General features: G+C 55.5%; 20 protein-coding genes. 13 read left to right on the top strand and 7 right to left on the bottom strand.

Annotated features, from left to right (window positions below; translation table 11 throughout):
- Nucleotides 1–55: 55 nt before the first annotated feature.
- Nucleotides 56–2,077, bottom strand: coding sequence for a threonine--tRNA ligase (thrS, locus tag VIN76_RS04395; protein WP_332040607.1), 2,022 nt, complete (start codon nt 2,075–2,077; stop codon nt 56–58).
- Nucleotides 2,078–2,479: 402 nt separating this feature from the next.
- Here thrS and VIN76_RS04400 point away from each other — a divergent pair, with 402 nt between their 5' ends.
- Genes VIN76_RS04400 through VIN76_RS04410 form a run of 3 tightly spaced genes read left to right on the top strand, consistent with a single transcriptional unit; the run spans nt 2,480 to nt 4,408 of the window.
- Nucleotides 2,480–2,830 (top strand): hypothetical protein, encoded by a 351-nt coding sequence (locus tag VIN76_RS04400; RefSeq protein ID WP_332040608.1) that lies wholly within the window; start codon nt 2,480–2,482, stop codon nt 2,828–2,830.
- A 9-nt stretch (nt 2,831–2,839) separates the two neighbouring features.
- On the top strand, nt 2,840–3,586 hold the full coding sequence (locus VIN76_RS04405; protein ID WP_332040609.1) for an alpha/beta hydrolase: 747 nt from the start codon (nt 2,840–2,842) through the stop codon (nt 3,584–3,586).
- Nucleotides 3,587–3,610: 24 nt separating this feature from the next.
- Nucleotides 3,611–4,408, top strand: a complete 798-nt coding sequence (locus VIN76_RS04410) for a tetratricopeptide repeat protein (protein WP_332040610.1) — start codon at nt 3,611–3,613, stop codon at nt 4,406–4,408.
- A gap of 49 nt (nt 4,409–4,457) precedes the next feature.
- Here the strand turns inward: VIN76_RS04410 and VIN76_RS04415 are convergent, their stop codons facing one another.
- Nucleotides 4,458–5,255 carry a PdaC/SigV domain-containing protein gene (locus VIN76_RS04415; protein WP_332040611.1) on the bottom strand — a complete coding sequence of 266 codons (798 nt, stop codon included), beginning with the start codon at nt 5,253–5,255 and terminating at the stop codon, nt 4,458–4,460.
- Nucleotides 5,256–5,280: 25 nt separating this feature from the next.
- Nucleotides 5,281–6,015 (bottom strand): SIMPL domain-containing protein, encoded by a 735-nt coding sequence (locus VIN76_RS04420; RefSeq protein ID WP_332040612.1) that lies wholly within the window; start codon nt 6,013–6,015, stop codon nt 5,281–5,283.
- A gap of 112 nt (nt 6,016–6,127) precedes the next feature.
- On the opposite strand from VIN76_RS04420, the gene VIN76_RS04425 reads away from it, so the two are divergent.
- On the top strand, nt 6,128–6,571 hold the full coding sequence (locus VIN76_RS04425; protein ID WP_332040613.1) for a VOC family protein: 444 nt from the start codon (nt 6,128–6,130) through the stop codon (nt 6,569–6,571).
- A 27-nt stretch (nt 6,572–6,598) separates the two neighbouring features.
- On the opposite strand, the gene VIN76_RS04430 is transcribed toward VIN76_RS04425, so the two are convergent.
- Complete coding sequence (locus tag VIN76_RS04430) at nt 6,599–8,275, bottom strand: diguanylate cyclase (RefSeq protein WP_332040614.1); 1,677 nt, start codon at nt 8,273–8,275, stop codon at nt 6,599–6,601.
- Nucleotides 8,276–8,492: 217 nt separating this feature from the next.
- On the opposite strand from VIN76_RS04430, the gene gloB reads away from it, so the two are divergent.
- Both gloB and VIN76_RS04440 read left to right on the top strand, forming a co-directional pair.
- Nucleotides 8,493–9,215 carry a hydroxyacylglutathione hydrolase gene (gloB, locus tag VIN76_RS04435; RefSeq protein WP_332040615.1) on the top strand — a complete coding sequence of 241 codons (723 nt, stop codon included), beginning with the start codon at nt 8,493–8,495 and terminating at the stop codon, nt 9,213–9,215.
- Nucleotides 9,216–9,312: 97 nt separating this feature from the next.
- The gene (locus VIN76_RS04440) at nt 9,313–9,732 is read left to right on the top strand and encodes a hypothetical protein (RefSeq protein ID WP_332040616.1); all 420 of its coding nucleotides are present in this window, start codon (nt 9,313–9,315) and stop codon (nt 9,730–9,732) included.
- A 51-nt stretch (nt 9,733–9,783) separates the two neighbouring features.
- On the opposite strand, the gene VIN76_RS04445 is transcribed toward VIN76_RS04440, so the two are convergent.
- The 3 genes from VIN76_RS04445 to VIN76_RS04455 form a co-directional block, all read right to left on the bottom strand.
- Nucleotides 9,784–11,541 (bottom strand): AMP-dependent synthetase/ligase, encoded by a 1,758-nt coding sequence (locus VIN76_RS04445; RefSeq protein WP_332040887.1) that lies wholly within the window; start codon nt 11,539–11,541, stop codon nt 9,784–9,786.
- Between the two features lie 218 nt (nt 11,542–11,759).
- Nucleotides 11,760–13,466, bottom strand: a complete 1,707-nt coding sequence (ggt, locus tag VIN76_RS04450) for a gamma-glutamyltransferase (protein ID WP_332040617.1) — start codon at nt 13,464–13,466, stop codon at nt 11,760–11,762.
- A 37-nt stretch (nt 13,467–13,503) separates the two neighbouring features.
- Nucleotides 13,504–14,562 (bottom strand): quinone-dependent dihydroorotate dehydrogenase, encoded by a 1,059-nt coding sequence (locus VIN76_RS04455; RefSeq protein ID WP_332040618.1) that lies wholly within the window; start codon nt 14,560–14,562, stop codon nt 13,504–13,506.
- Between the two features lie 159 nt (nt 14,563–14,721).
- Here VIN76_RS04455 and VIN76_RS04460 point away from each other — a divergent pair, with 159 nt between their 5' ends.
- The 7 genes from VIN76_RS04460 to VIN76_RS04490 all read left to right on the top strand — a co-directional run bounded on the left by VIN76_RS04460 (nt 14,722) and on the right by VIN76_RS04490 (nt 21,859).
- On the top strand, nt 14,722–15,885 hold the full coding sequence (locus VIN76_RS04460; protein ID WP_332040619.1) for an isovaleryl-CoA dehydrogenase: 1,164 nt from the start codon (nt 14,722–14,724) through the stop codon (nt 15,883–15,885).
- A 180-nt stretch (nt 15,886–16,065) separates the two neighbouring features.
- Complete coding sequence (locus tag VIN76_RS04465) at nt 16,066–17,553, top strand: SulP family inorganic anion transporter (protein ID WP_332040620.1); 1,488 nt, start codon at nt 16,066–16,068, stop codon at nt 17,551–17,553.
- Nucleotides 17,554–17,685: 132 nt separating this feature from the next.
- Nucleotides 17,686–18,318, top strand: coding sequence for a glutathione S-transferase family protein (locus tag VIN76_RS04470; RefSeq protein ID WP_332040621.1), 633 nt, complete (start codon nt 17,686–17,688; stop codon nt 18,316–18,318).
- A gap of 202 nt (nt 18,319–18,520) precedes the next feature.
- Complete coding sequence (leuC, locus tag VIN76_RS04475) at nt 18,521–19,948, top strand: 3-isopropylmalate dehydratase large subunit (RefSeq protein WP_332040622.1); 1,428 nt, start codon at nt 18,521–18,523, stop codon at nt 19,946–19,948.
- 8 nt (nt 19,949–19,956) lie between these two features.
- Nucleotides 19,957–20,232: a hypothetical protein gene (locus VIN76_RS04480; RefSeq protein WP_332040623.1), complete on the top strand. Its 276-nt coding sequence runs from the start codon at nt 19,957–19,959 to the stop codon at nt 20,230–20,232.
- The gene (leuD, locus tag VIN76_RS04485; RefSeq protein ID WP_332040624.1) at nt 20,229–20,822 is read left to right on the top strand and encodes a 3-isopropylmalate dehydratase small subunit; all 594 of its coding nucleotides are present in this window, start codon (nt 20,229–20,231) and stop codon (nt 20,820–20,822) included. The genes VIN76_RS04480 and leuD overlap by 4 nt, the downstream gene beginning before the upstream one ends.
- Before the next feature lie 35 nt (nt 20,823–20,857).
- Nucleotides 20,858–21,859, top strand: a complete 1,002-nt coding sequence (locus VIN76_RS04490) for an NADPH:quinone oxidoreductase family protein (protein ID WP_332040888.1) — start codon at nt 20,858–20,860, stop codon at nt 21,857–21,859.
- The last annotated feature ends 49 nt before the right edge of the window (nt 21,860–21,908 follow it).

Raw genomic sequence — 21,908 nt, forward strand, 5'->3', positions numbered from 1 at the left:
ATTTAATTGCTAACGATCCATATATCAATGTTACAATTGCAGCGTGAAATCCGGCTCAAGCAGTCCGTCCTTTCAGATCGGGCGCAAGTGCTTCCTCATTCAGCATGGCGACCGCTTCATCCACGGTGAGGAACATCTGTTCTTTCTGCCCCAGTTTGCGCAGTGCGACCTTGCCCTCTTCGGCCTCGCGCATCCCGACGACCAATATGTTCGGCACCTTGGCCAGTGAATGTTCGCGCACCTTGTAGTTGATTTTTTCGTTCCGCAGATCTGCTTCCACGCGGATTCCGGCGGCTCTCAGCTTGGCGGTGAGGTCCGCGGCATAATCATTGGCGTCCGTCACGATCGTTGCGACAACCGCCTGCGTCGGGGCAAGCCAGACCGGCATGCGCCCGGCATGATGCTCGATCATGATGCCCAGAAAACGCTCGAACGTGCCCAAAATCGCGCGGTGCAGCATGACAGGGCGGTGGCGCGCGCCATCTTCGCCGATATAGCTGGCGTCCAGCCGTTCGGGCAGGACATAATCAAGCTGTATCGTTCCGCATTGCCACGTCCGGCCAATCGCGTCGGTCAGGTGGAACTCCAGCTTGGGTGAATAGAAAGCGCCTTCACCGGGCAGCTCTTCCCATTCATATTCTTCGCCGGCGCGGCCCGCTTCATGCACGGCGTCGCGCAGATTCTGTTCCGCCTTGTCCCACATTTCATCGCTGCCAAAGCGTTTTTCGGGGCGCAGCGCGAGTTTGATCGCATAGCTTTCAAAGCCAAGATCCTTGTAGATCCCGTCGAGCAGATCACAGAAATGCCGGACTTCATCGACAATCTGGTCTTCGCGGCAGAAAATATGCGCGTCATCCTGCGTAAATTGCCGCACACGCAGCAGGCCATGCAAGGCGCCGTGCGGTTCATTGCGGTGACAGCAGCCAAATTCCGCCATGCGCATCGGCAGATCGCGATAGCTTTTGATGCCCTGACGGAAAATCAGGACGTGCGCCGGGCAGTTCATCGGTTTCAGCGCCATCATGTCGGCATCGCCGGATATGACCGGTGCATCGTCATCGACGCTGGGCACTTCGTCAGGAACAACGAACATATTTTCGCGATATTTGCCCCAGTGTCCGGACGCTTCCCACTGACGGGCATCCATGATTTGCGGGGTTTTGACCTCTTTATAGTCCGCGCCGTCCAGCTTGCGCCGCATATAGGCTTCCAGTTCGCGCCACATCACATAACCCTGGCTGTGCCAGAATACGGATCCTTGCGCTTCGGGCTGGAAGTGGAACAGGTCCATTTCCTGACCCAGCTTGCGGTGGTCGCGCTTGGCCGCTTCTTCCAGCCGCACCAGATGGGCATTGAGCTGTTTCTTGTTGAGCCAGCCCGTGCCGTAAATACGCGATAGCTGAGGATTGCGCTGATCGCCGCGCCAGTAAGCACCAGAGACGCGGGTCAGTTGAAATGCCTGCGGGTCCAGCTTGCCGGTCGAGGCCAGATGCGGGCCGCGGCACATGTCCATCCATGACCCTTCCTGATTGGGCTCGCCTGACCAATAGACGCTGATTTCCTCGCCTTCGGGAAGCTCGGCGGCCCATTCGGCCTTGAACGTCTCTCCGTCTTTTTCCCACCGGGCGATCAGGTCGTCACGGTCCCACACTTCGCGGTGCAGAGGTTTGTCGGCCTTGATGATCCGCCGCATTTCTTCTTCGATAGCGGGCAGGTCGTCATCCGTAAAAGGATCACCGGTAGGCGCGAAATCATAATAAAAGCCGTCATCGGTGGACGGGCCAAAGGTGATTTGCGTGCCGGGATAGAGGTTTTGCACTGCTTCAGCGAGCACATGTGCAAAGTCGTGGCGCGCCAGTTCCAGCGCTTCCGCTTCGTCGCGGGCCGTGATGAGCGCCAGTTCGGTATCGACCTCCAACGGCCGCATGATGTCGCGGACTTCGCCGTCTATGCGAGCGGCTAATGCCGCCTTGGCAAGACCGGGGCCAATGTCGGCGGCAATTTGTGCCGGTGTTGTACCCGATGCCACTTCGCGCGCGCTGCCGTCGGGAAGGGTGATTTTTATCATCTTGGTCATCGGTACATGTATCTCTTAATTTTTCAAAGTTCACAAAGTTCACACCAAGGAACCGCGCAAATCCGCGATTCTGGTCTTTGGTTGCCTTATGCCGTGGACAGCCCAAGTCAGCCGCCGCTTTCATAGCGGGATGGTCCTTTGTAGGAAAGGCTTTTAGTCAGAATGTTGGAAAGCTTTTGGTTAGATGAAGGGGCAAATCATCGAGCGTTTCCTTCAAAGCCTCTATCGTCATTCCCGCGAAGGCGGGAATCTCTGGACGACTGGCACTGCATCCTCGAGAGATTCCCGCCTTCGCGGGAATGACGGAATGAGGGGTAAGCAGGGTGGGAGTGATCTCAACCATTCTGCAAGGTTATTGTGATAAAACCTATATAACCTACTATAATATATGGATAAATAATTATGGATGAGGCTATTTCCATCTGGCACCGCGATGCAAAGGGCGCGCGCAAGCGGTCTGTGCGGATTGAGACAATTGGCAAGACATTCCTGTTTTTTGAAAATGAATGGCGCAGCGAAGCCTATTTTTTCGGGGATCTGGTCTATCGCGGCCAGTCCGGCGGGTCGCATGTCTTTGGCCTGGACGACGGGATCAAGCCGCGCCCGCATTGGCAACTCGGCTTTATGGGGGAGCTGCCAGCCGAATTGTCCGGTTTGATGCCCAAAATAAAACAGCCTGCGCTCAGTCGGGGCGCTATGGCCGTGATCGCGTTTCTGTGTTTGGCAATTGTCTATTTCTCCGCCGCCGCTTAATAAGCGGGCATGGAAGATGAAATTTTGTATCTCGAACGCCCCGGCGGGGCCAGTCTGGCTTATTGTTACCGGGCGGCCAAACCGGGGGTGAAGGGCAGCACGCTGGTATTCCTGCCCGGCTATATGTCGGATATGGAAGGCGGCAAGGCGCTGGCTCTGGATGCATGGGCAAAGGAGCAGGGGCGCGCGATGCTGCGGCTCGACTATGCCGGATGCGGGGCCAGCGGCGGCGATTTTGAGGATCAGAGCCTGATCGACTGGCGCGATGATGTGCTGTTCCTGATCGAGAAAGTCACGTCCGGTTCAATCACTCTGGTCGGATCGTCCATGGGCGGGTGGCTCATGCTGCTGGTTGCACTGGCGCGGCCGATGCGGGTGAAATCCATGGTCGGCATTGCCGCTGCGCCCGATTTTACGGACTGGGGCTTTTCGCAGGAACAGAAAATGACGATCCTGCGCGAAGGCAAGCTGGAAGAACATAGTGAATATAGCGATGATCCCTATGTGACGACCAGGACATTTTGGCAGTCCGGTGAAGCCAATCGCCTGCTCCACAAGGAAATCGCCTTTAATGGCGCGGTGCGATTGCTGCACGGGCAGGAAGATACCGACGTGCCGTGGGCCTATGCGCTGGAGATTGCCAAGAAAATACGTTCAGCCGATGTGCAGGTGCATCTGGTAAAGGATGGCGATCACCGCTTGTCACGCGATCAGGACATAGAGCTTTTGATCGACGTGGTTGCGCGGCTTCCCTGAGTTTAGACGATCTGGATGTCTGCAATGTTATTTTCTCTCGCTCTGGCTCTCGCTGCCCCCAATGTGGCGGTGCCGCCAATCCCCACGGTTCCGGCGGAGTCTGTTGATCCGTCCGTCCCCATGACGATGACCGAAGTGCGGTTTAACGAATGTGTCGATCTGGCGGTTGATGATCCGGCGAGCGCGATTGTCGAGGCGAACAGATGGCGTATCGAAGGCGGCGGATTTCTGGCGCGCCATTGTCTGGGCTTTGCTTATGCCGAGCAATTTAACTGGGACGCGGCCACGACCAGCTTCGTGGAAGCGGCGCGTGAGGCAGAGATCGCGAAATATCCCCGCACCGCCAATTTCTGGGCACAAGCGGGCAATGCCGCGCTTGCCGGGGATCAGCCGGACAAGGCGATTGAATATCTGAACGCCGCTTTGGTGCAGGGCACTCTGGTGGGCCTGCAAAAGGGCGAAGTGCATCTGGACCGCGCACGGGCCTATGTCGCGCTAAACAATTATGATGCGGCCGGGGAAGAATTTATATTGGTCCACGAACTGGCCCCGCAAGACCCGCTTGGCTGGCTGTTATCCGCAACATTGGCAAGGCGGATGGATGATCTGGAACGGGCAAAGGCCGATATTCAGGTCGCCGCCAATCTGGCCGCCCGCGACCCTGCGGTCGCGCTGGAAGCGGGCAACATCGCCTATGCCGGCGGCGATCTGGTCGAGGCCAAGTCCAACTGGGAAAAAGCGGTGGAGATGGACCCCGAAAGCCAACCCGCCAAAGCAGCGAAGAAATATCTGGCGCAGTTGGTGACCAGCGTGTCCGAGTAACCCATTCTCGTCATTCCCGCGCAGGCGGGAATGACGGTGTAGAGTTGATTTACCGGACAGCAAAATGGCTGCGATATTCCGGCTTCAGTGCGCTGATAACCGCCTGTGTCACGGGCAAATCCACCTGATAGGACCCTTCGACATAGGGACCCGCTTCATAGGGAGCGACGTTGATTGACAGGGTGTCGAAATTCCCGCCCTTGCTCGATCCCAAAATAACGGTCTGGTCCGACGGGGTGATGCATTGCTCAAAGCCATCGTCGCTATTGGCGGGGATGGGATGCCCGCGTTTTTCCGCGCGCTGGATATTTAGCTGCGCGCAAAATGCTTTCTGCACGGCCTGATCCAGACCCGCCTTGCCGCTGAACAGCGTCAAGACCTCGACCGGCTCGTCACCGGCTTTGTCCCACAGCAGGCTTGTCGTGACCGACATGCCATGCGCGCCGCCAAGGTAACTATATGTGTGCCGGGACAGGCTGATATAGGCCGGGATTTCCGCTTCCTCGCTCCATTCGACCTGATGTTCATAGGGGTTCAGCCTATAGCCGCTTTCTGCCTTGGCCGCGATCTCGGCATGGTCGCGGTCGGAATCGGCGGAAAAACCTGTCCCCTCTTCCAGACCCTTACGGTCCAGATAACCGGAAAGGGCAGGCTCGCGGGCCAGCGCCTTGGGATAGCTATAATGGAACCTGTGATTTTCCGACTCAATGGTTATGCCATAGCTTTCCTTGACTTCCGTAGGATCAGAATCCTGTGCGGCGATAGCAGGGGCAGCCGATACCATGATCGCGGACATCAGGAGGGGCAGGGCGGCTTGCGCCAGAGAGCGGGGGGTTAAATATTGCATAGTGATGGCTCCCGCAATTGTGCGCTTAATCGAGGTAGAAGTTGACGGTCGTTACAACGCGCACCTTTTTATACGGTGTGTCCGAGACGCCGTAACCTCCGCCGTCTCCGTCGCGGGCTTCGATCGAGAAATAGCCCTGCGTTGCGGATTTAATGCCGCCGACATCGGTTCCGCTGTCCTCGGCAAATTGTTCGGCCGATTTGCGCGCATCCTTTGTGGCTTCGGCGACCATGGGCGGTTTGATTTCATCGAGCTTGGTAAACGAATAGCTCATGCCCGATCCGTCCTCCAGAACAACGCCGCGGCGAACCAGATCAAATTGCCGGGCCACGGCCGCCTGCGCCTTGTCGATATCATTGGTGCGGAGCGAGAGCCGCTGGCGGATAGTATATTGGGGAATACCATTTGAACTATATTGGCTGACATTGGCCCCCGTGGGTCTGAGTGCATCGGCCTCGAATCCCAGCTCGGTGAAAAATTTTCCAATCGCGGCGGTATCGGCATCAATGTCGGCTTGCGCTTCGGCAAGGTTGGTGCTTTGCGCGCTATAGGCAATGGTCCAGGTTGCAAGGTCGGCTGTCACCTCCCGTTCGGCAAGCCCGCGCACGGTGACGCTGCGGTCCGCCATTTTGGACCGGAGCAAGCCATCGCCCAGCAAATAACCGCCAACGACCATCCCGACCATCAGCAACAGGGCGCTGATCAATATGACATTGTTTCTCTTGTCCAGAAATCCGCCATTATCCACATTATCGGTCATTGCTCTTTCCCTCTGGCTGCTGTCATCCTAGACTATCTTTACTGACGCGGTCCACTTTTGCTTGTCCGGCGATGAATCGTGTATGAATAGAGATAACTGGAGTATAGCCCCTATGTCGATCCAATATTTACATACCATGCTTCGGGTCAGTGATCCCGATGCCACGGTGAAGTTTTTCAATCTCCTCGGCCTTGAAGAAGTACGCCGCTACGACAGCGAGCAGGGGCGCTTCACGCTAATTTTCCTCGCCGCACCGGGGCAAAAAGACGTTGCGGAGGTTGAACTGACCTATAACTGGCCGAGCGAGGATGGCTCCCCGGCAGAGGAATATAAAGGCGGACGCAATTTTGGCCATCTCGCTTACCGGGTCGATAATATTTACGAACTTTGCCAGTCGTTGATGGATGCCGGAGTGACTATCAACCGTCCGCCGCGTGATGGCCACATGGCCTTTGTGCGGACACCGGACAATATTTCGGTGGAACTGTTACAGGCCGGTGATGCCTTGCCGGTGCAGGAACCATGGGCGAGCATGGAAAATATCGGCGAGTGGTGAGCCAAAGCGCACCCGTCACCCTGATGCTCAGCCAGATGCCACGTCAAGCCTGTCGTTTAATGGCGACCCGCCGGATTGCAACTGGGGCAGTTCAAAGCTGATAACCTGATTACGGCCATTATTCTTGGCCTCGTAAAGCCGCCTGTCCGCCACGGCCATGACTGATCGCAGCGATGACTGTTTCTCGATGGCGGCTATGCCAACGGAAAAGGTGACAGGCTCTTTGATAATCGGCATCTGACAGTGCACGGCCCGGATCAGGTTTTCGCAGATCCGGGTCAGCTCTGCTGAGGGTGGCGCCTTGCGGTTTTCCCGTCCGTCACTTGCGACCAGTAACGCAAATTCCTCACCCCCGATACGGGCGGTGAAATGGCGGGTTTTGCTCAACTCGCTGCCAACAATGCGCAGCACATCATCGCCTACCTCGTGCCCGTATCGATCATTTATGCGTTTGAAAAAATCAATGTCGAGAATGGCGAGATGCTTATATTTCCGCTCTGTCCGGTTGAGCTCGTAAGCATTTTCGAACGCCCGGCGGTTGCCGATGGCGGTCAGGCCATCTGTCTCTGCCAGCCTTGTCAGTTCGATCTGTTTGCGTAGGGTTGCTTCATGTTTAAGGCGTAACTGCATGATCCGGTGAGCGACGCCAAAGGCCAGAACAATCGTTTCAATAATCAGTACGAAATATAGAGCATAATCCAAAGAAAGTATGCCAACATAGACATCCATGCCGCGCAAGATGCGGTCAAGAGTGAGACAAAGAATCGGGGTCCAGGCTATTATCTGAAACCAGATCGCCTTGCTGCCACGCTGCCACGCATGGAACATCGAATAAATGACGACGAAGAAATAAGGGAGAAAGGCAGAGTGGAAATAGATGCGGCCTTCCAGATTATATCCTCCGTCAAAGCGCAGCGCCAAGGCCGTTACAAAAACCGGGAACACAGCGGATATCAAAATTACCGACTCCAGCCATTTGGCTATCTTCCCCGGTTCAACGAAGCGAACCAGAAAAAAGCCGCTGGCAGCGATGGCTATCGTCAGGGACCAATAATTGAGAAAGAATTTGGTCGTCATGCTGGCATCCGCAAAGGCGATGAAGATCAGGCCGGATGAACTGAACGTATAGATCACGCTGCCTGCGATCGTAAGGCTGTGCCACAACAAAAAGCTGTGGCGCAGCGCGGCATAGAAAAAGATATTATAGAAAAGCGGTATGATCGCCATGCCGCACAAAGCCGCGAACATTACTGACAAAGGCAGCTTCAGATTATCCGACGTTTCTTTTGAAGCCAGCTGCATGAACAAAATCGAGCTCGCTATTTTGGGATTGTCCATGGAAACGTAGATTTCCTGAATTTTCCGCCGGATCTGCGGGTCTTCGGAGCCGGGCACTGCCAAACCGAAATTGCCCTTTGGCCGCCAGCTACGGGTCACTTCCCGTTCGGAAAAAGACGCAGACCGGATAGAGCCGTCATCCAGAACAGCGTGCACAGACATGGACGAGAGTCCGCTACTATCGCCCTGAATCTCGACAGCGCCGTCCTTGATTTCTGAATCCATGAATGGAATTTTAACCCAGACACGCGGGCCGCTGACCGCGTATTTCCGTTCAGAGCAATCGAAACGGTCGGCAATTTTCAGGACATCGGCGATAGAGCCGTTTTTGGACGTGCTGTATGTGCATAGTTCATCAGATACCAAAACCGCAGCGCGTACCGGACTCGAGAACCCGGGAATCATACACAATACAAGCACTGCCAGAAATACGGCTGATAAGCGCAAAGCGCGTCCTTTCTTATTGGTTGTCCCGGCCTTCTGTGAAGTCTTCGGGCAAGTCATAGTCCGTCCTTGTTAGGCCGAATTGGTTATTTTGCCGTTAACCCTCGACAGCGGAGATAGCGCGTATTACCCTGTCTCCATGCTTGAAATTATCCGTATCCCCGTATTGTCCGATAATTATGTTTGGCTGGTCCATGAACCGGTTTCCAAAGAAACGATGGTTGTGGACCCTGCCGTCGCCGACCCGGTGCTGGCCGAGGCGGAGAAGCGCGGATGGACCATTACCCAGATATGGAACACGCACTGGCACCCCGACCATACCGGCGGCAATGCGGCGATCAAGGAAGCGACGGGCTGTCATATTACCGGCCCGGAAGCGGAAAAAGAGCGGATTCCCACGCTTGATACGCTAGTCAAGGGGGGCGATACCGTTCGCCTGGGCGATGTCACGGCGCAGGTGATCGATGTACCGGCCCATACGGCAGGGCATATCGCTTTCTATATTGCGGATGAAAAAACCGTGTTTGTCGGTGACACCCTGTTCGCAATGGGATGCGGCCGCCTGTTTGAAGGCACGGCGGAGCAAATGTTTGACAATATGCAAAAGCTGTCCCGATTGCCCGGCGATACGCAGGTTTATTGCGCCCACGAATATACGCTATCCAACGGCGAATATGCGCTGGTCGCGGAGCCGGATAACCAGGCACTGAAAGAGCGTATGAAAAAGGTGCGAGACGCGCGCAAAAGGGGGGAGGCGACAGTCCCGACAACTATCGCGCTGGAAACCGCGACCAACCCTTTCATGCGGGCTGCATCCGTCAATGAGCTGGCGGAGCGGCGCACGGCAAAAGACAATTTCTAAACTTATATATCGCAGTCTCCGGCTGTTATGATATGATAGGAATTATATAGTTTGGCTTTAACCCGGAGATAACCGGGAGGGGCATTGATGGAGAAGGATGATGCGTAAGATTATTTTTGCTCTGCCGCTGGCAATGATGCTGGCCGCTCCTGCGGCCCATAGCGGCACGGCGGAAGTCAAATTGAGCGAAAAAGATCAGGCCAAGTTTGACAGGATTATCAAGGACCGCGAACCCGGAGAGCCGGTGAGCTGTATCAACCGCGCCGACCAGAAAAGGTTGACCGTAGTCGGCGATAAATATCTGGTTTACAAGCGTAGCAGCAATCCCAAAACCATCTATGTCAATGAACCTTATGGCGGCTGCAGAAGTGCCGAACATAATACATTGGTGACCCGCAGATCCATGTCGCAGCTATGCCGCGGAGAGATTGCACAGATCAAGGATATGACATCCGGCATGATTGTCGGAAGCTGTAGTTTTAGCGATTTTGTGCCTTATACCAAGAAGGAAGAATGATGCCGGTTTAGCGCGGGAATGACGGTCGGGTCGGGAATGTAAGAACCCGGCCTATTTCCTGTAAAGCGCGTTAAGCCTGTCCTGATAGCGCTCACGAATGACGTGACGGCGGATTTTCATGCTGGGGGTCAGCTCTTCGTTCTCGATTGCAAAGGCTTCATCGGCCAGTTCAAACCGGCGGATCTTTTCGGTAACGGACAGGCTTGCATTCACCCGGTCCACGGCTTTGCCAATGGCGGCTTTGAACAGCGGATTGCCTTGTAGCTCCGCGAAGTCATAATGTATGTCCTCCTGAAAGCACCATTCCAAAGCCCATTCCGGGTCTGGCACGATCAAACCGACCATATAGGGTCTCTTGTCGCCGGCAATCATCGCTTGCAGGATTTCCGGTTGCAGGGTCAGCATGCCCTCAACCTTTTGCGGTGCGACATTTTCGCCCTTGTCGTTAATGATTAAATCTTTTTTGCGGTCTGTAATTGCCAGCCGCCCGGCCTCGTCAATCTTGCCGATGTCGCCCGTATGCAACCATCCATCCTGAATGACACGGTCGGTTTCCGCCTGGTTGCGCCAATAGCCTTGCATGACCAGTTCGCCGCGCACCAATATTTCGCCGTCATCCGCGATTTTTACCTCGGTATCAATCATCGGCGGGCCGACCGTATCCATTTTCAGGCCTACGCTCGGGCGGTTACATGCGATGATGGGGCCGGATTCTGTCTGGCCATAGCCCTGCAACAGAGTCAGTCCGAGAGACTGGAAAAACACCCCGATTTCGGGATTCAGGGGGGCACCGCCGGAGACCATGGCCTTGATCCGTCCGCCAAAGCGTTCCTGCACCTTGGGCCGCAGGGTTTTGTTCAGGAACATATCCATCGGCTTGTCGCGCAAACGTTGTTTACCGTCTGCTACACGCTCCCCGATGGCCAGTGCTTTGCCGAGCAGATAGCTGGGCATCTTGCCCTGTTTCTCAACCGTTTTGATAAGCCGTTGGCGCAGCACTTCAAACAGGCGCGGCACGACGACCATGATGGTTGGCCGGGCTTCCTCAATATTGGAAGCGAGCTTTTCCAGCCCTTCTGCATAGTAAATCTCTGCGCCCAGGCCGATCGGGAAAAACTGTCCGGCGCTATGTTCATAGGCGTGGCTAAGCGGCAGGAAGGACAGGAAGACTTCGTCGTCCCAGCCAAAGTTATTTTCGATAAGCTCCGCCGGGCCTTTGACATTGTGCAATATGGAACCGTGCGATTGCATGACACCGCGCGGTTTGCCGCCGGTGCCGCTGGTGTAAATGATGCAGGCCATATCATCGCGCTGGATAGTGGCGACCTCTGCGGTGACTTCGGCGACATCTTCATCCGTGCCCTGGACAAGATCATCCCATTTCAGAATCGAAAACTGGCCTGATTGCCCGATGCGAAGATCGGAAAAGCCAATCACAATATCTGCATCCGATGATTTCAGCACAGCGGGGATCAGGTTTTGTGACAGCTTCTGATTGGCGACAATCACAGCCCTGGCGCCGCTATTATCCAGAATATGCTGATGGTCGCCCGGCGTGTTGGTGGTATAGGTCGGAACCGTAATGCACCGCGCGGCCATGATGGCCAGATCGCTGATGCACCATTGCGGGCAATTGTCGGACACCAGCATGATACGGTCGCCCGGTTTCAGGCCAAGTTTCTGGAAAGATTTTGCCAGCGCCGCCACCTGCCGCGCGGCTTCTGCCCAGCTGATTGACCGCCACTCTCCGTCAATTTTGGAGCTTAAAAACGGCTTGTCACCGCCTTCGCGGGCGCGTTGGAAGAACATGGAAACCAGGTTTGAGAAACCGTCAAATTCCAGATAGCGGTTTTTCACTTTTTTTGCTGACACTCTATTCACCCTCTCGCGCGGCTTATGCTGACCAAGGCCTGTCGCCTTTGGAAATACAGGCTAGCGCGGATAAAACTATCCGGCAATCTTTTCGGTAAGTTGTGGGTTGATTAAGGAGAATTTTCCCTCGCACTTAATGACGGATCCAGATGGTATCACGGCAGTTTGCTGACCGCTTCTCCCGTGCTGCGCGGGTCCACGGCACCGACCCAGCCTGAATCCGTTTTCTGTGCACCGGCAAGTTTTGATGGCAGTCCGCCAGTCTTCACAACATGGCCGAGGCGCGTCAGATCCTCTTGCAGATTTTCCAGATCGCTACCCTCTTCGACGACCAGGCCGGCTGCGTCAAAATAGATATTGGGCATCGCCATCGCGTCTTTTAGCGGCATTCCGTAATCAAGCACCCCGATCAGCGTTTTGGTGACATGCATGATTATCCGCTTGCCGCCCGCCGAACCCAAGGCGAGGATGGGCTGACCGTCGGCATCATAAACGACCGTCGGTGACATGGATGAGAGGGGGCGCTTGCCCGCCTGAACACGGTTCGGCACAGGCGCGCCGTCTTTTTCCGGCGCAAAGGTAAAGTCTGTCAATTCGTTGTTGAGCACCATGCCGCGAGCGAGCAACTGGCTACCAAACGGCCCCTCGACGGTCGAGGTCATGTTGACAATATTGCCTTGCCCATCGACGGCGGTGAAATGGGTGGTGCCAGCCACTTCCGATGAAATGGCGGCGGTGCGGGGCATGGCTCCGGGCGGGGTGCCAGCGGGATAGGTCGTGACACCGTCGGTGCGCGGGCGTGCGTTATCCAGGCTGATCATGGCTGATCGTTTGGCAAGGTAATTCTTGTCAATCAGACCGGCAACGGGAACGGATATAAAATCCTGATCCGCCAGATATTTTTCGCGGTCGGCATAGGCAAGCTGCATCGCTTCCCCGATGACATGCCACGCGCGGGCCGGATCTGTTTCATAAAGCGCGCCCATATCAAAACGCTCTATGGAGCCCAGGATTTGTAGCACGGTTGTTGCACCCGAAGAAGGCGGGCCCATGCCGCAAATCCGGTATTCGCGGTAGCTTGAGCAAACAGGGGCGCGCAATACCGCGCTGTAATTGGCGAAATCCTGCTCGGTCAGCGTGGACGGGTTATTGGGGGCATTGGCCACTGCCGAGGAAATGGCTGCGACGGTCTTGCCAGTGTAAAAAGCATCCGCCCCGCCAGCCTGCAACTCGCGCAATAGTTTGGCAAGCTCGGGATTTTTGATGATCGTGCCGCGTGGAGCAGCCGCGCCATCGCGCCAGTAAAGTTTCTGCATGTCAGGAAAGTTCACCCAGAGCTTCTCGAGCCGCTTCATCCAGTCATGTTGCGGCGCGCTGACTGCATAGCCTTGTTCCGCCAGCCTGATCGCGGGTTCAAACAATTTGGCCCAAGGCAGCTTGCCCCATTTTTTATGCGCCAGTTCCATCAGCCGCATATTGCCGGGAACACCGACGGATTTGCCGCCGGCAACCGCATCCATATGGCCCATCGGCTTGCCCTGTGCATCCAGAAACCTGTCGGCACTTGCACTTGCCGGGGCGGTTTCGCGCCCGTCAATTGTTTCCAGCCACCCGCTCTTGCCATCATGGTGCAGCAGGAATCCGCCGCCGCCAATGCCGCTTGATTGTGGTTCCACAACCGTCAGCGTAAGCATCATCGCCATTGCGGCGTCACTGGCCGAGCCGCCGGCTTGCAAAATCTCGAACCCTGCCTTGGTGGCTTCGGGATGGGCGGATGCTACAGTGCCGGTATTTTGGGCGTTAGCCGGGACCGCTAGCAATGTGAAAAAGGAAAAAGCGAATAAAGTCAGCAGTTTTTTCATGCAGGCAAGTTTATGGACGGCTTAACATTTTAGCAAATCATTTATCGGCGCTTCCAACCGCTTCGGCGACAGAGGAAAAACCATCGCGTTTCAAAAGCCGCGCCAGCTTGCATGTCATCGAACGCGCCATTGCCGGACCTTCATATATCATCGCGGTATAAAGCTGCACCAGCGACGCACCGGCCCTGATCCGTTCATAGGCATCTTCGGCATTGGCAATGCCCCCGACACCGATCAGCGGGATATTGCCGCCGCTCGCCGCGCGAAAATCTTTTAGCCGTTGCAGCGCCAAATCTTTGAGCGGCGCACCGGACAACCCCCCAGTTTCACCTTTATGCGGCGACCGCAATGGCGGGCGGGTGATGGTCGTGTTGGATATAATCAGTGCGTCGAGCCCGTGTTTCGCGGTGACTTCGACAATATCGTCAATATCCGCAGGCTCCAGATCGGGTGCGACTTTCAGGAATACCGGCACTTTCGGGGCGCCTCCTGTTATATTGTCCCGCGCTTCCATAACCGCCGACAGCAATTCTTCCAGCGCGCCCTTATCCTGCAATGCGCGCAGGCCCGGCGTATTGGGGGAGGATATATTGACCGTGAGGTAATCCGCCAAAGGCGCCATGTTCCTAACGCCGGTCACATAGTCCGCAATGCGGTCTTCGCTGTCCTTGTTCGCGCCGATATTAATGCCCAGCACACCGCCGCCCATCCGGCCGCCCATGCGTTTCAGGCGCGGCGCGGCCTCTTCCTGACCGCCATTGTTAAAGCCGAGACGGTTGATAACCGCCTTGTCCTTTACCAGGCGGAATATGCGCGGTTTGGGATTTCCGGGCTGTGGCAGCGGCGTCAACGTGCCGACCTCTGCAAAACCGAATCCCATGCGGATCAGCTTGTCGGGCACTTCGCCGTTTTTATCAAAACCGGGGGCCATGCCAATCGGGTTGGGAAAATCAAGGCCCGCAAGCGTGGTGGCCAATACAGGATCGGATTTGGGCACTGGCCCCAGCGGCAAAGCTTTTAGCCCGGCTATGGTCAGGCCGTGGGCTTTCTCTGCATCAAGGGTGAAAATGAACGGGCGGGCAAGGTCATAAAGCATGGCCGCGCTATGGCAGGGGGGAAAGAGCGGCGCAATATACTTGTATCCCGTAACAGGAGCATAAAAGCTGCCATGATTTGACTAGAAGCCGATGGTAAATCTGTTACAGAGGCAACCATATTGCAAAGAAATGCAAAAAAGAAATGCAAAGGAGAGAACATGATCGCGACCCCTCAATTTGATTTCCAGCTTGGCGAAATGGCTGACCAGATCCGCGACACAACCCGGCGCTTTGCCGAGGAAAAGATCATGCCTCTGGCGCAGAAAATGGACCGTGAAGACTGGTTCCCGCGCGAATTGTGGACACAGATGGGTGATCTGGGGCTGCACGGGGTGACGGTTGAGGAAGAGGATGGCGGACTGGGGCTCGGCTATCTGGAACATGCCATCGCGGTCGAGGAAATCAGCCGGGGCAGCGCCGCACTGGGGCTTAGCTATGGGGCGCACAGCAATCTGTGCGTCAACCAGATCCGCCGCTGGGCCACGCCAGAGCAGAAGGCGAAATATTTGCCGAAGCTGATCTCCGGGGAACATGTCGGGTCGCTTGCCATGTCAGAAGCCGGAGCGGGTTCCGACGTTGTGAACATGAAACTCAAAGCCGAGGCGGTGCAGGGCGGATATGTTCTGAACGGAACGAAATTCTGGATCACCAATTCGACTGATGCCGACACGTTGGTAGTTTATGGGAAAACCCGGCCCGAAGCGGGGTCCAGCGGGATTACTGCTTTCCTGATCGAAAAGGGCATGAAAGGGTTTTCCATCGGCCAAAAGATCGAGAAAGTCGGCATGAAGGGTAGCCCGACGGCAGAGCTGGTGTTCGATGATTGCGAAGTGCCGGAAGAAAATGTCATGGGTCCGATTAACGGCGGGGTTGGTGTTTTGATGTCCGGCCTTGATTATGAACGGGCGGTGCTGGCGGCGATCCCGCTGGGTTTGATGCAGGCCTGTCTCGATACGGTCATTCCCTATGTTCGCGAACGCAAGCAATTTGGCAAACCGATTGGCACGTTCCAGCTTATGCAGGGAAAGATTGCCGATATGTATGTCCGCCTGAACAGTGCGCGTTCTTATGTCTATGCGGTCAACAAAGCCTGTGATGCGGGTCAGACAACACGTTTCGATGCGGCTGGCGCTATCATGTATGCGTCGGAAAGCAGCGTGCGTGTGGCGGAAGAATCGGTTCAGGCACTGGGCGGGGCGGGCTATACAACCGACTGGCCGGTGGAACGTTATTGGCGGGACAGCAAACTGCTCGACATTGGCGCAGGAACCAATGAAATCCGCCGGATGCTGATCGGACGTGAACTGATCGGCGCGGGATGATGTTCCCGCTTTAACCCCTCCCTTGAAAGGGAGGGGAAAATAAAGATACGGATCATCGGTCCCGCTCCCAAGCTTGACCGCGTCAAACCTATGGATTAAGGCCGCGCGCAATGATGTTGCGGCGCAGCATTTCTATCCAAAAACCCAAAAGCAATAACAGAGTCAGCGGAGGCCGATAACATGGCGATACACAGCGATTTCAGGCGCGATTGGCTCTCCAACCCTAAAACCGAATTTCTGGCCGGACTGGTCGTGGCGCTGGCTCTGATTCCCGAAGCTATCGGTTTTGCAATCATCGCCGGTGTTGATCCGCGTGTGGGGCTTTATGCCAGTTTTTCAATCGCGGTAATCATCGCTATGGTCGGCGGGCGTCCCGGTATGATTAGCGCAGCGACTGCGGCAGTGGCGGTGCTGGTGGTTCCGCTGGTCCGGGATCACGGCGTCGAATATCTGTTTGCCGCGACCATATTAATGGGCGTTTTTCAGGGGATAGCCGCATTGCTGAGGCTAGACTTGCTGATGCGTTTTGTTTCGCGGTCAGTGATTACCGGCTTTGTAAACGCGCTCGCGATCCTGATCTTCATGGCGCAGCTTCCTCAACTGACAGGTGAGGCCTTTACCTGGCAAACCTATGCGATGGTCGCTGCCGGTCTGGTAATCATTTATGGCCTGCCACGGCTGACCAGCTGGGTGCCATCACCATTGGCGGCGATTATCGTGCTGGCGGCGGTGAGCATATATTTCAAAGTGGATGTCTCTACCGTGGGTGATATGGGCGATTTGCCGGACAGCCTGCCGTGGCTGCACATTCCGCAAGTCCCGCTGACATGGGAAACATTACAGATTATTGCCCCTTATTCGCTGGCCATGGCGGCAGTCGGACTATTGGAATCGCTGCTCACCGCGTCAATTGTCGATGACATGACCGAAACGCGCAGCGATAAAAGGCGTGAAACCTATGGTCAGGGCATTGCCAATTTCGTCACCGGCTGGATCGGTGGCATGGGCGGCTGTGCGATGATCGGGCAGTCTGTGATCAACATTAAATCGGGCGGCCGGCGTCGGCTTTCGACATTTGTATCAGGCGTGATGCTGTTGGTCCTGATCGTCGGTCTGGGGCCGCTGGTGGCACAAATCCCGATGCCAGCGCTGGTCGCGGTGATGCTGTTCGTGTCGATCAGCACGTTCCGCTGGAAATCTATTGCCGAAATCACCCATCATCCGTGGCCATCCAATCTCGTCATGCTGGCAACCGTGGTGATGGTAGTCGCAACCCATGACCTGTCCATCGGGGTGCTGACCGGCGTGTTGCTCTCTGGCATATTCTTCGCGTGGAAAGTGCGCCAGCTTGTGAATATCCAGGAAAGCGTTGAAGGGACGACGCATCGCTATGTCTTCGCCGGACAGATTTTCTTTGGCTCGATCGATATGCTTTATGAAGCGATGGAGTTTAACGAAGAGGGCATTGATAAGGTGATTATCGATGTTCATGACGCGCATTTCTGGGACATTTCTGCGACCGGTATGCTCGACAAGATTGTCAATCGTTTGAAGAACGAGGGCAAAGCGGTCGAGATTATCGGACTGAACCTAGCAAGCGCGACGCTGGTCGAGAAATATAGCGAAAATGAACGGCCGTTCGAGAGTCTGGGCGTTATCGGGCACTAAACATTCGGGTGCAGGTGGCGCATAGTCTGATGTGGTAGTCTGAGGTGGCAAACACTGTTTTAGTTGTTTGTCCACCGGACTGCATATAGGCTTGGCAAAACCGAAAAGGTTAAACCTGCTTAGGAGCCGAATATGATCAAACTGCATCATCTGGAATATAGCCGCTCGACCCGGATCATCTGGCTCTTGGAAGAACTCGGCTTGCACTATGAAATGGTGCGCCATCAACGGCATCCCGAAACCATGCGGGCGCAGGCGGACCTTGCGGCTATCCACCCGCTTGCAAAGGCACCGACCGTCATTATCGACGATCATCTGATGATGGAATCGGGCGCGGTGATTGAATATATTCTGGAACAGTATGGCGAAGGCAGGCTGGCCCCTGCGCCCGGCTCAAAGGACCGCGCCGAATATCTTGAATGGCTGCATTTTGCGGAAGGAACATTGGCCAATCCGGTGATTGTCCAGATGCTTAGCCCCCGTTTCGGCGGGCTGGGTGAGGGCTATGGGCCGTTTATCGAAGGTGAAGTCGTTAAGCTGCTCGACTATGTGGAACATCATCTCGACCATCGGGAGTTTCTTGTTGGTGACGGGTTTACCGGCGCTGATATCAATATCACTTATGTCATCGAACTTGCCCTGTCCGCAGGGATGCTGGCCAACCGCCCCGCATCAATGGATTATTGCAAACGGATGATGGCGCGGGCGGCTTATAAGAAAGCGATTGAACTGGGCGGCCCGGTCGTTCCAACTCTTGCCGGTTAGGGCCTGGTCCTGCTCTGACGGTTACCGATATTTCGATGATTGGAAAAGCCTTCATCTGGTGAAGAACCATCTTTGCGAGGGGCTTTTGAAAATAATTCTCCCTTGCAAGGGCAGTTGTTCTCGGTAAACGGGGCATCATATTGGAAACGGGCCATGGTTGGAATAATGGCCAATTTGGCAAATAAGGATGTATAGTCACGTAATGACCGACCCAAAAACATTATATGAGAAAATCTGGGACGCGCACGTCGTGGACCAACGCGATGACGGCACCGCACTTATCTATATTGACCGTCACCTGGTGCATGAAGTTACCAGCCCGCAGGCGTTTGAAGGGCTACGCAAAGCCGGACGCAAAGTGCGGCGGCCGGACCTGACACTGGCGGTTCCCGACCACAACCTGCCAACAACGCCGCGCCTTGACGCGAATGGCAATAAAATCCCTATTGCCGATCCGCAAAGCGCCGCTCAGCTTGAAGCGCTGGAAGAGAATGCACCGGCATTTGGCATCCGCTATATCGGCGCCAGTGACAAGGAACAGGGCATTGTCCATGTTATCGGTCCGGAGCAGGGCTTTACGCTGCCCGGCACCACCATGGTTTGCGGCGACAGCCATACGGCGGCGCACGGCGCTTTGGGTGCGCTTGCCTTTGGTATCGGCACCAGCGAGGTCGAGCATGTTCTGGCGACGCAAACGCTGCAATTAACGCGCTCCAAAACCATGGAAATCCGGGTCGAGGGGCTGCTTGGCCCCGGCATCAGTCCCAAGGATTTGATCCTGCACATTATCGGGGTGATCGGGACGGCGGGCGGAACCGGCCATGTGATCGAATATCGCGGCGAGGTTTTCGAACAGATGTCGATCGAGGGCCGGTTGACAATATCCAACATGTCGATCGAAGCTGGCGCGCGTGCCGGGCTGATCGCTCCGGACGAGAAAACATTTGCCTATCTGAAAGGCCGTCCGATGGCGCCAAAAGGCGCTGATTGGGATGCGGCGGTCGCATATTGGAAAACTTTGCCGACCGATGAGGGCGCAAAGTTCGACAAAAGCGTTACCATCAATGCAGCCGATGTTGTGCCAACCGTGACATGGGGCACCAGCCCGGAAGATGTTGTGCCGGTCACCGGACAGGTCCCCGATCCGGAAAGTTTTGCCGACCCGTCCAAACAGGATGCTGCGCGTAAATCCTTGGAATATATGGGACTTTCCGCCGGTCAGGCGATGGACGATGTCACAGTGGAAAATATTTTCATCGGTAGCTGCACCAATAGCCGGATAGAGGATTTGCGAGCCGCTGCCGAAGTGCTGAAAGGCCGCAAAAAAGCCGATGGCGTGAAATGGGCGATTGTCGTTCCCGGTTCCGGCCTTGTAAAAGCACAGGCCGAGGCGGAAGGGCTGGACAAGATATTCCTTGATTCCGGATTTGAATGGCGGGAACCGGGCTGTTCGGCTTGTCTTGGCATGAACCCTGATAAAGTCCCGGCGGGTGAACGCTGTGCCTCTACGTCCAACCGCAATTTTGTCGGGCGTCAGGGGCCGGGTGCAAGAACCCACCTCATGTCCCCCGCAATGGCCGCTGCGGCTGCGGTTACAGGAAAAATCACTGATGTTCGTGAACTAGGATAGGTTTGGTTATGGCAGACGACAAGAAACAACCCGAAGCCGGAAGCCCGGAAGCAGAGGCATCCAAAAAGAAACCTGAGCAAAAGGGTGAAGAAAAAAATGGCAAGTGGACCACCGGAGCCAAGGTTGGCGCGGCGGTTGGTTCGGCTGCGGTTGCGGCGGCCTTGCTCTATGCCGGTCGGCACAAGCTACGCAAGCTGGACGAGTTCAAGGCCCCGAAACCAAAAGCGGGAACCCGCTATGAAAATGAGCCGCTTGATGATTCTAATGGAGAGGACGCGGAATGAAGCCGGTTCGTAAAGTTGATGGACGCGCCATTCCTTTTGGCCAGAAAAATGTCGATACAGATGTTATCATTTCGGCAAATTGGTTGAAAACCATATCGCGTGAAGGGTTGGGCAAAGGCGCGTTTGAATCCATTCGTGCCAAAGAAGGCAATGTGTTTGACGATCCGGAATATGCCGGTGCTCCGATCCTGATCGCAGGGGATAATTTCGGCTGCGGGTCAAGCCGCGAACATGCGGCATGGGCGCTCGACGACATGGGGATCAAGGCGATTATCGCCCCCAGTTTTTCGGATATATTTTCCGGCAACGCATTCAAAAACGGCCTGCTTGCCATTGCGCTTCCCCAAGAGGCGGTTGACCGGTTGATGGAGGTCGCAAAGACCGACTCGATCACGATCGATATGGAAAGCATGAGCGTGACAACCCCGTTTCAGGACCGTTTCACGTTCGAAATGGACCCGTTCCGGCAGCAATGCCTGATGGAAGGGCTGGATGAAATTGACCTGACATTGGCGAAGTCCGATGCCATACAAGCCCACGAACAAAGCATTGATTCTGCAAAGCCGTGGCTTAAGCCTGTGGCTGCGTAGAGAAATAAAAATAAATAGGGAAAGAGGAGAAAATGATGAAGGCATTAATGTCCACAAAAACTGGCGGTCCTGAAACTCTGGAAATGCTGGAGGTCGATGGCCCGGTTGCTGGCAAGGGGCAGGTGGTCATTGATGTAAAGGCATGTTCTATCAACTATCCTGATGTCCTTATCATTCAGGATCTCTACCAGTTCAAACCGGCGCGTCCTTTTGCGCCCGGCGGCGAAGTGTCTGGCGTCATTTCCTCCATTGGCGAAGGCGTTACCGGCCTGGCTGTAGGGGACCGTGTTGCCAGCACCACCGGCCATGGCGGTCTGGTGGAGCAAGTGGCGGTTAACCAGAACAGCGTCTTCAAGATTCCCGATAGCGTGAGCTTTGAAGATGCCTCCGCGCTAATCCTGACCTATGGCACGTCGATCCACGCGCTTGTCGATCGCGGCCATATCAAGGAAGGCGATACATTATTGGTGCTGGGCGCATCCGGCGGCGTTGGTATCGCTGCCGTTGAGCTGGGCAAAGCCTTTGGCGCGCGTGTGGTTGCTGCGGTTTCTTCCGAAGAAAAAGCCGCTTTTGCCAAGTCTGTCGGTGCGGATGAAACGGTCATATACGGACGCGCACCATTCGATAAAGACCAGTCGAAAGCACTGGCCGCGCAGTTCAAGGAAGCTGTCGGACCCGATGGTGCCAACGTGATCTATGATGCAGTCGGCGGCGATTATAGTGAACCGGCGGTGCGTTCCATCGCATGGGAAGGCCGTTTTCTGGTGGTTGGTTTCCCTGCGGGTATTGCCAAATTGCCGCTCAACCTGACTTTGCTCAAATCCTGTGATGTCTGCGGTGTGTTCTGGGGCGCTTATGCAGCGCGCGATCCGGCCGGGAACCGTGCCCATATCGACCAGTTGTTCAAACTATGGGAAGAAGGCAAGATCCAGCCACGCGTATCGGAAGTCTTTGACTTTGCCGATGCCGGAAAAGCGATCCAGAAAATGGCGGATCGCGGCGCGATTGGAAAGATGGTTGTAAAAGTTGCAGAATGACCTAATCGGGCATCTTGTAGCCAAGGCAGCAAGTGCCTATTTCTATTCA

The sequence above is a fragment of the Parasphingorhabdus sp. genome (genome assembly GCF_036568145.1).
Classification (GTDB): Bacteria; Pseudomonadota; Alphaproteobacteria; order Sphingomonadales; family Sphingomonadaceae; genus Parasphingorhabdus.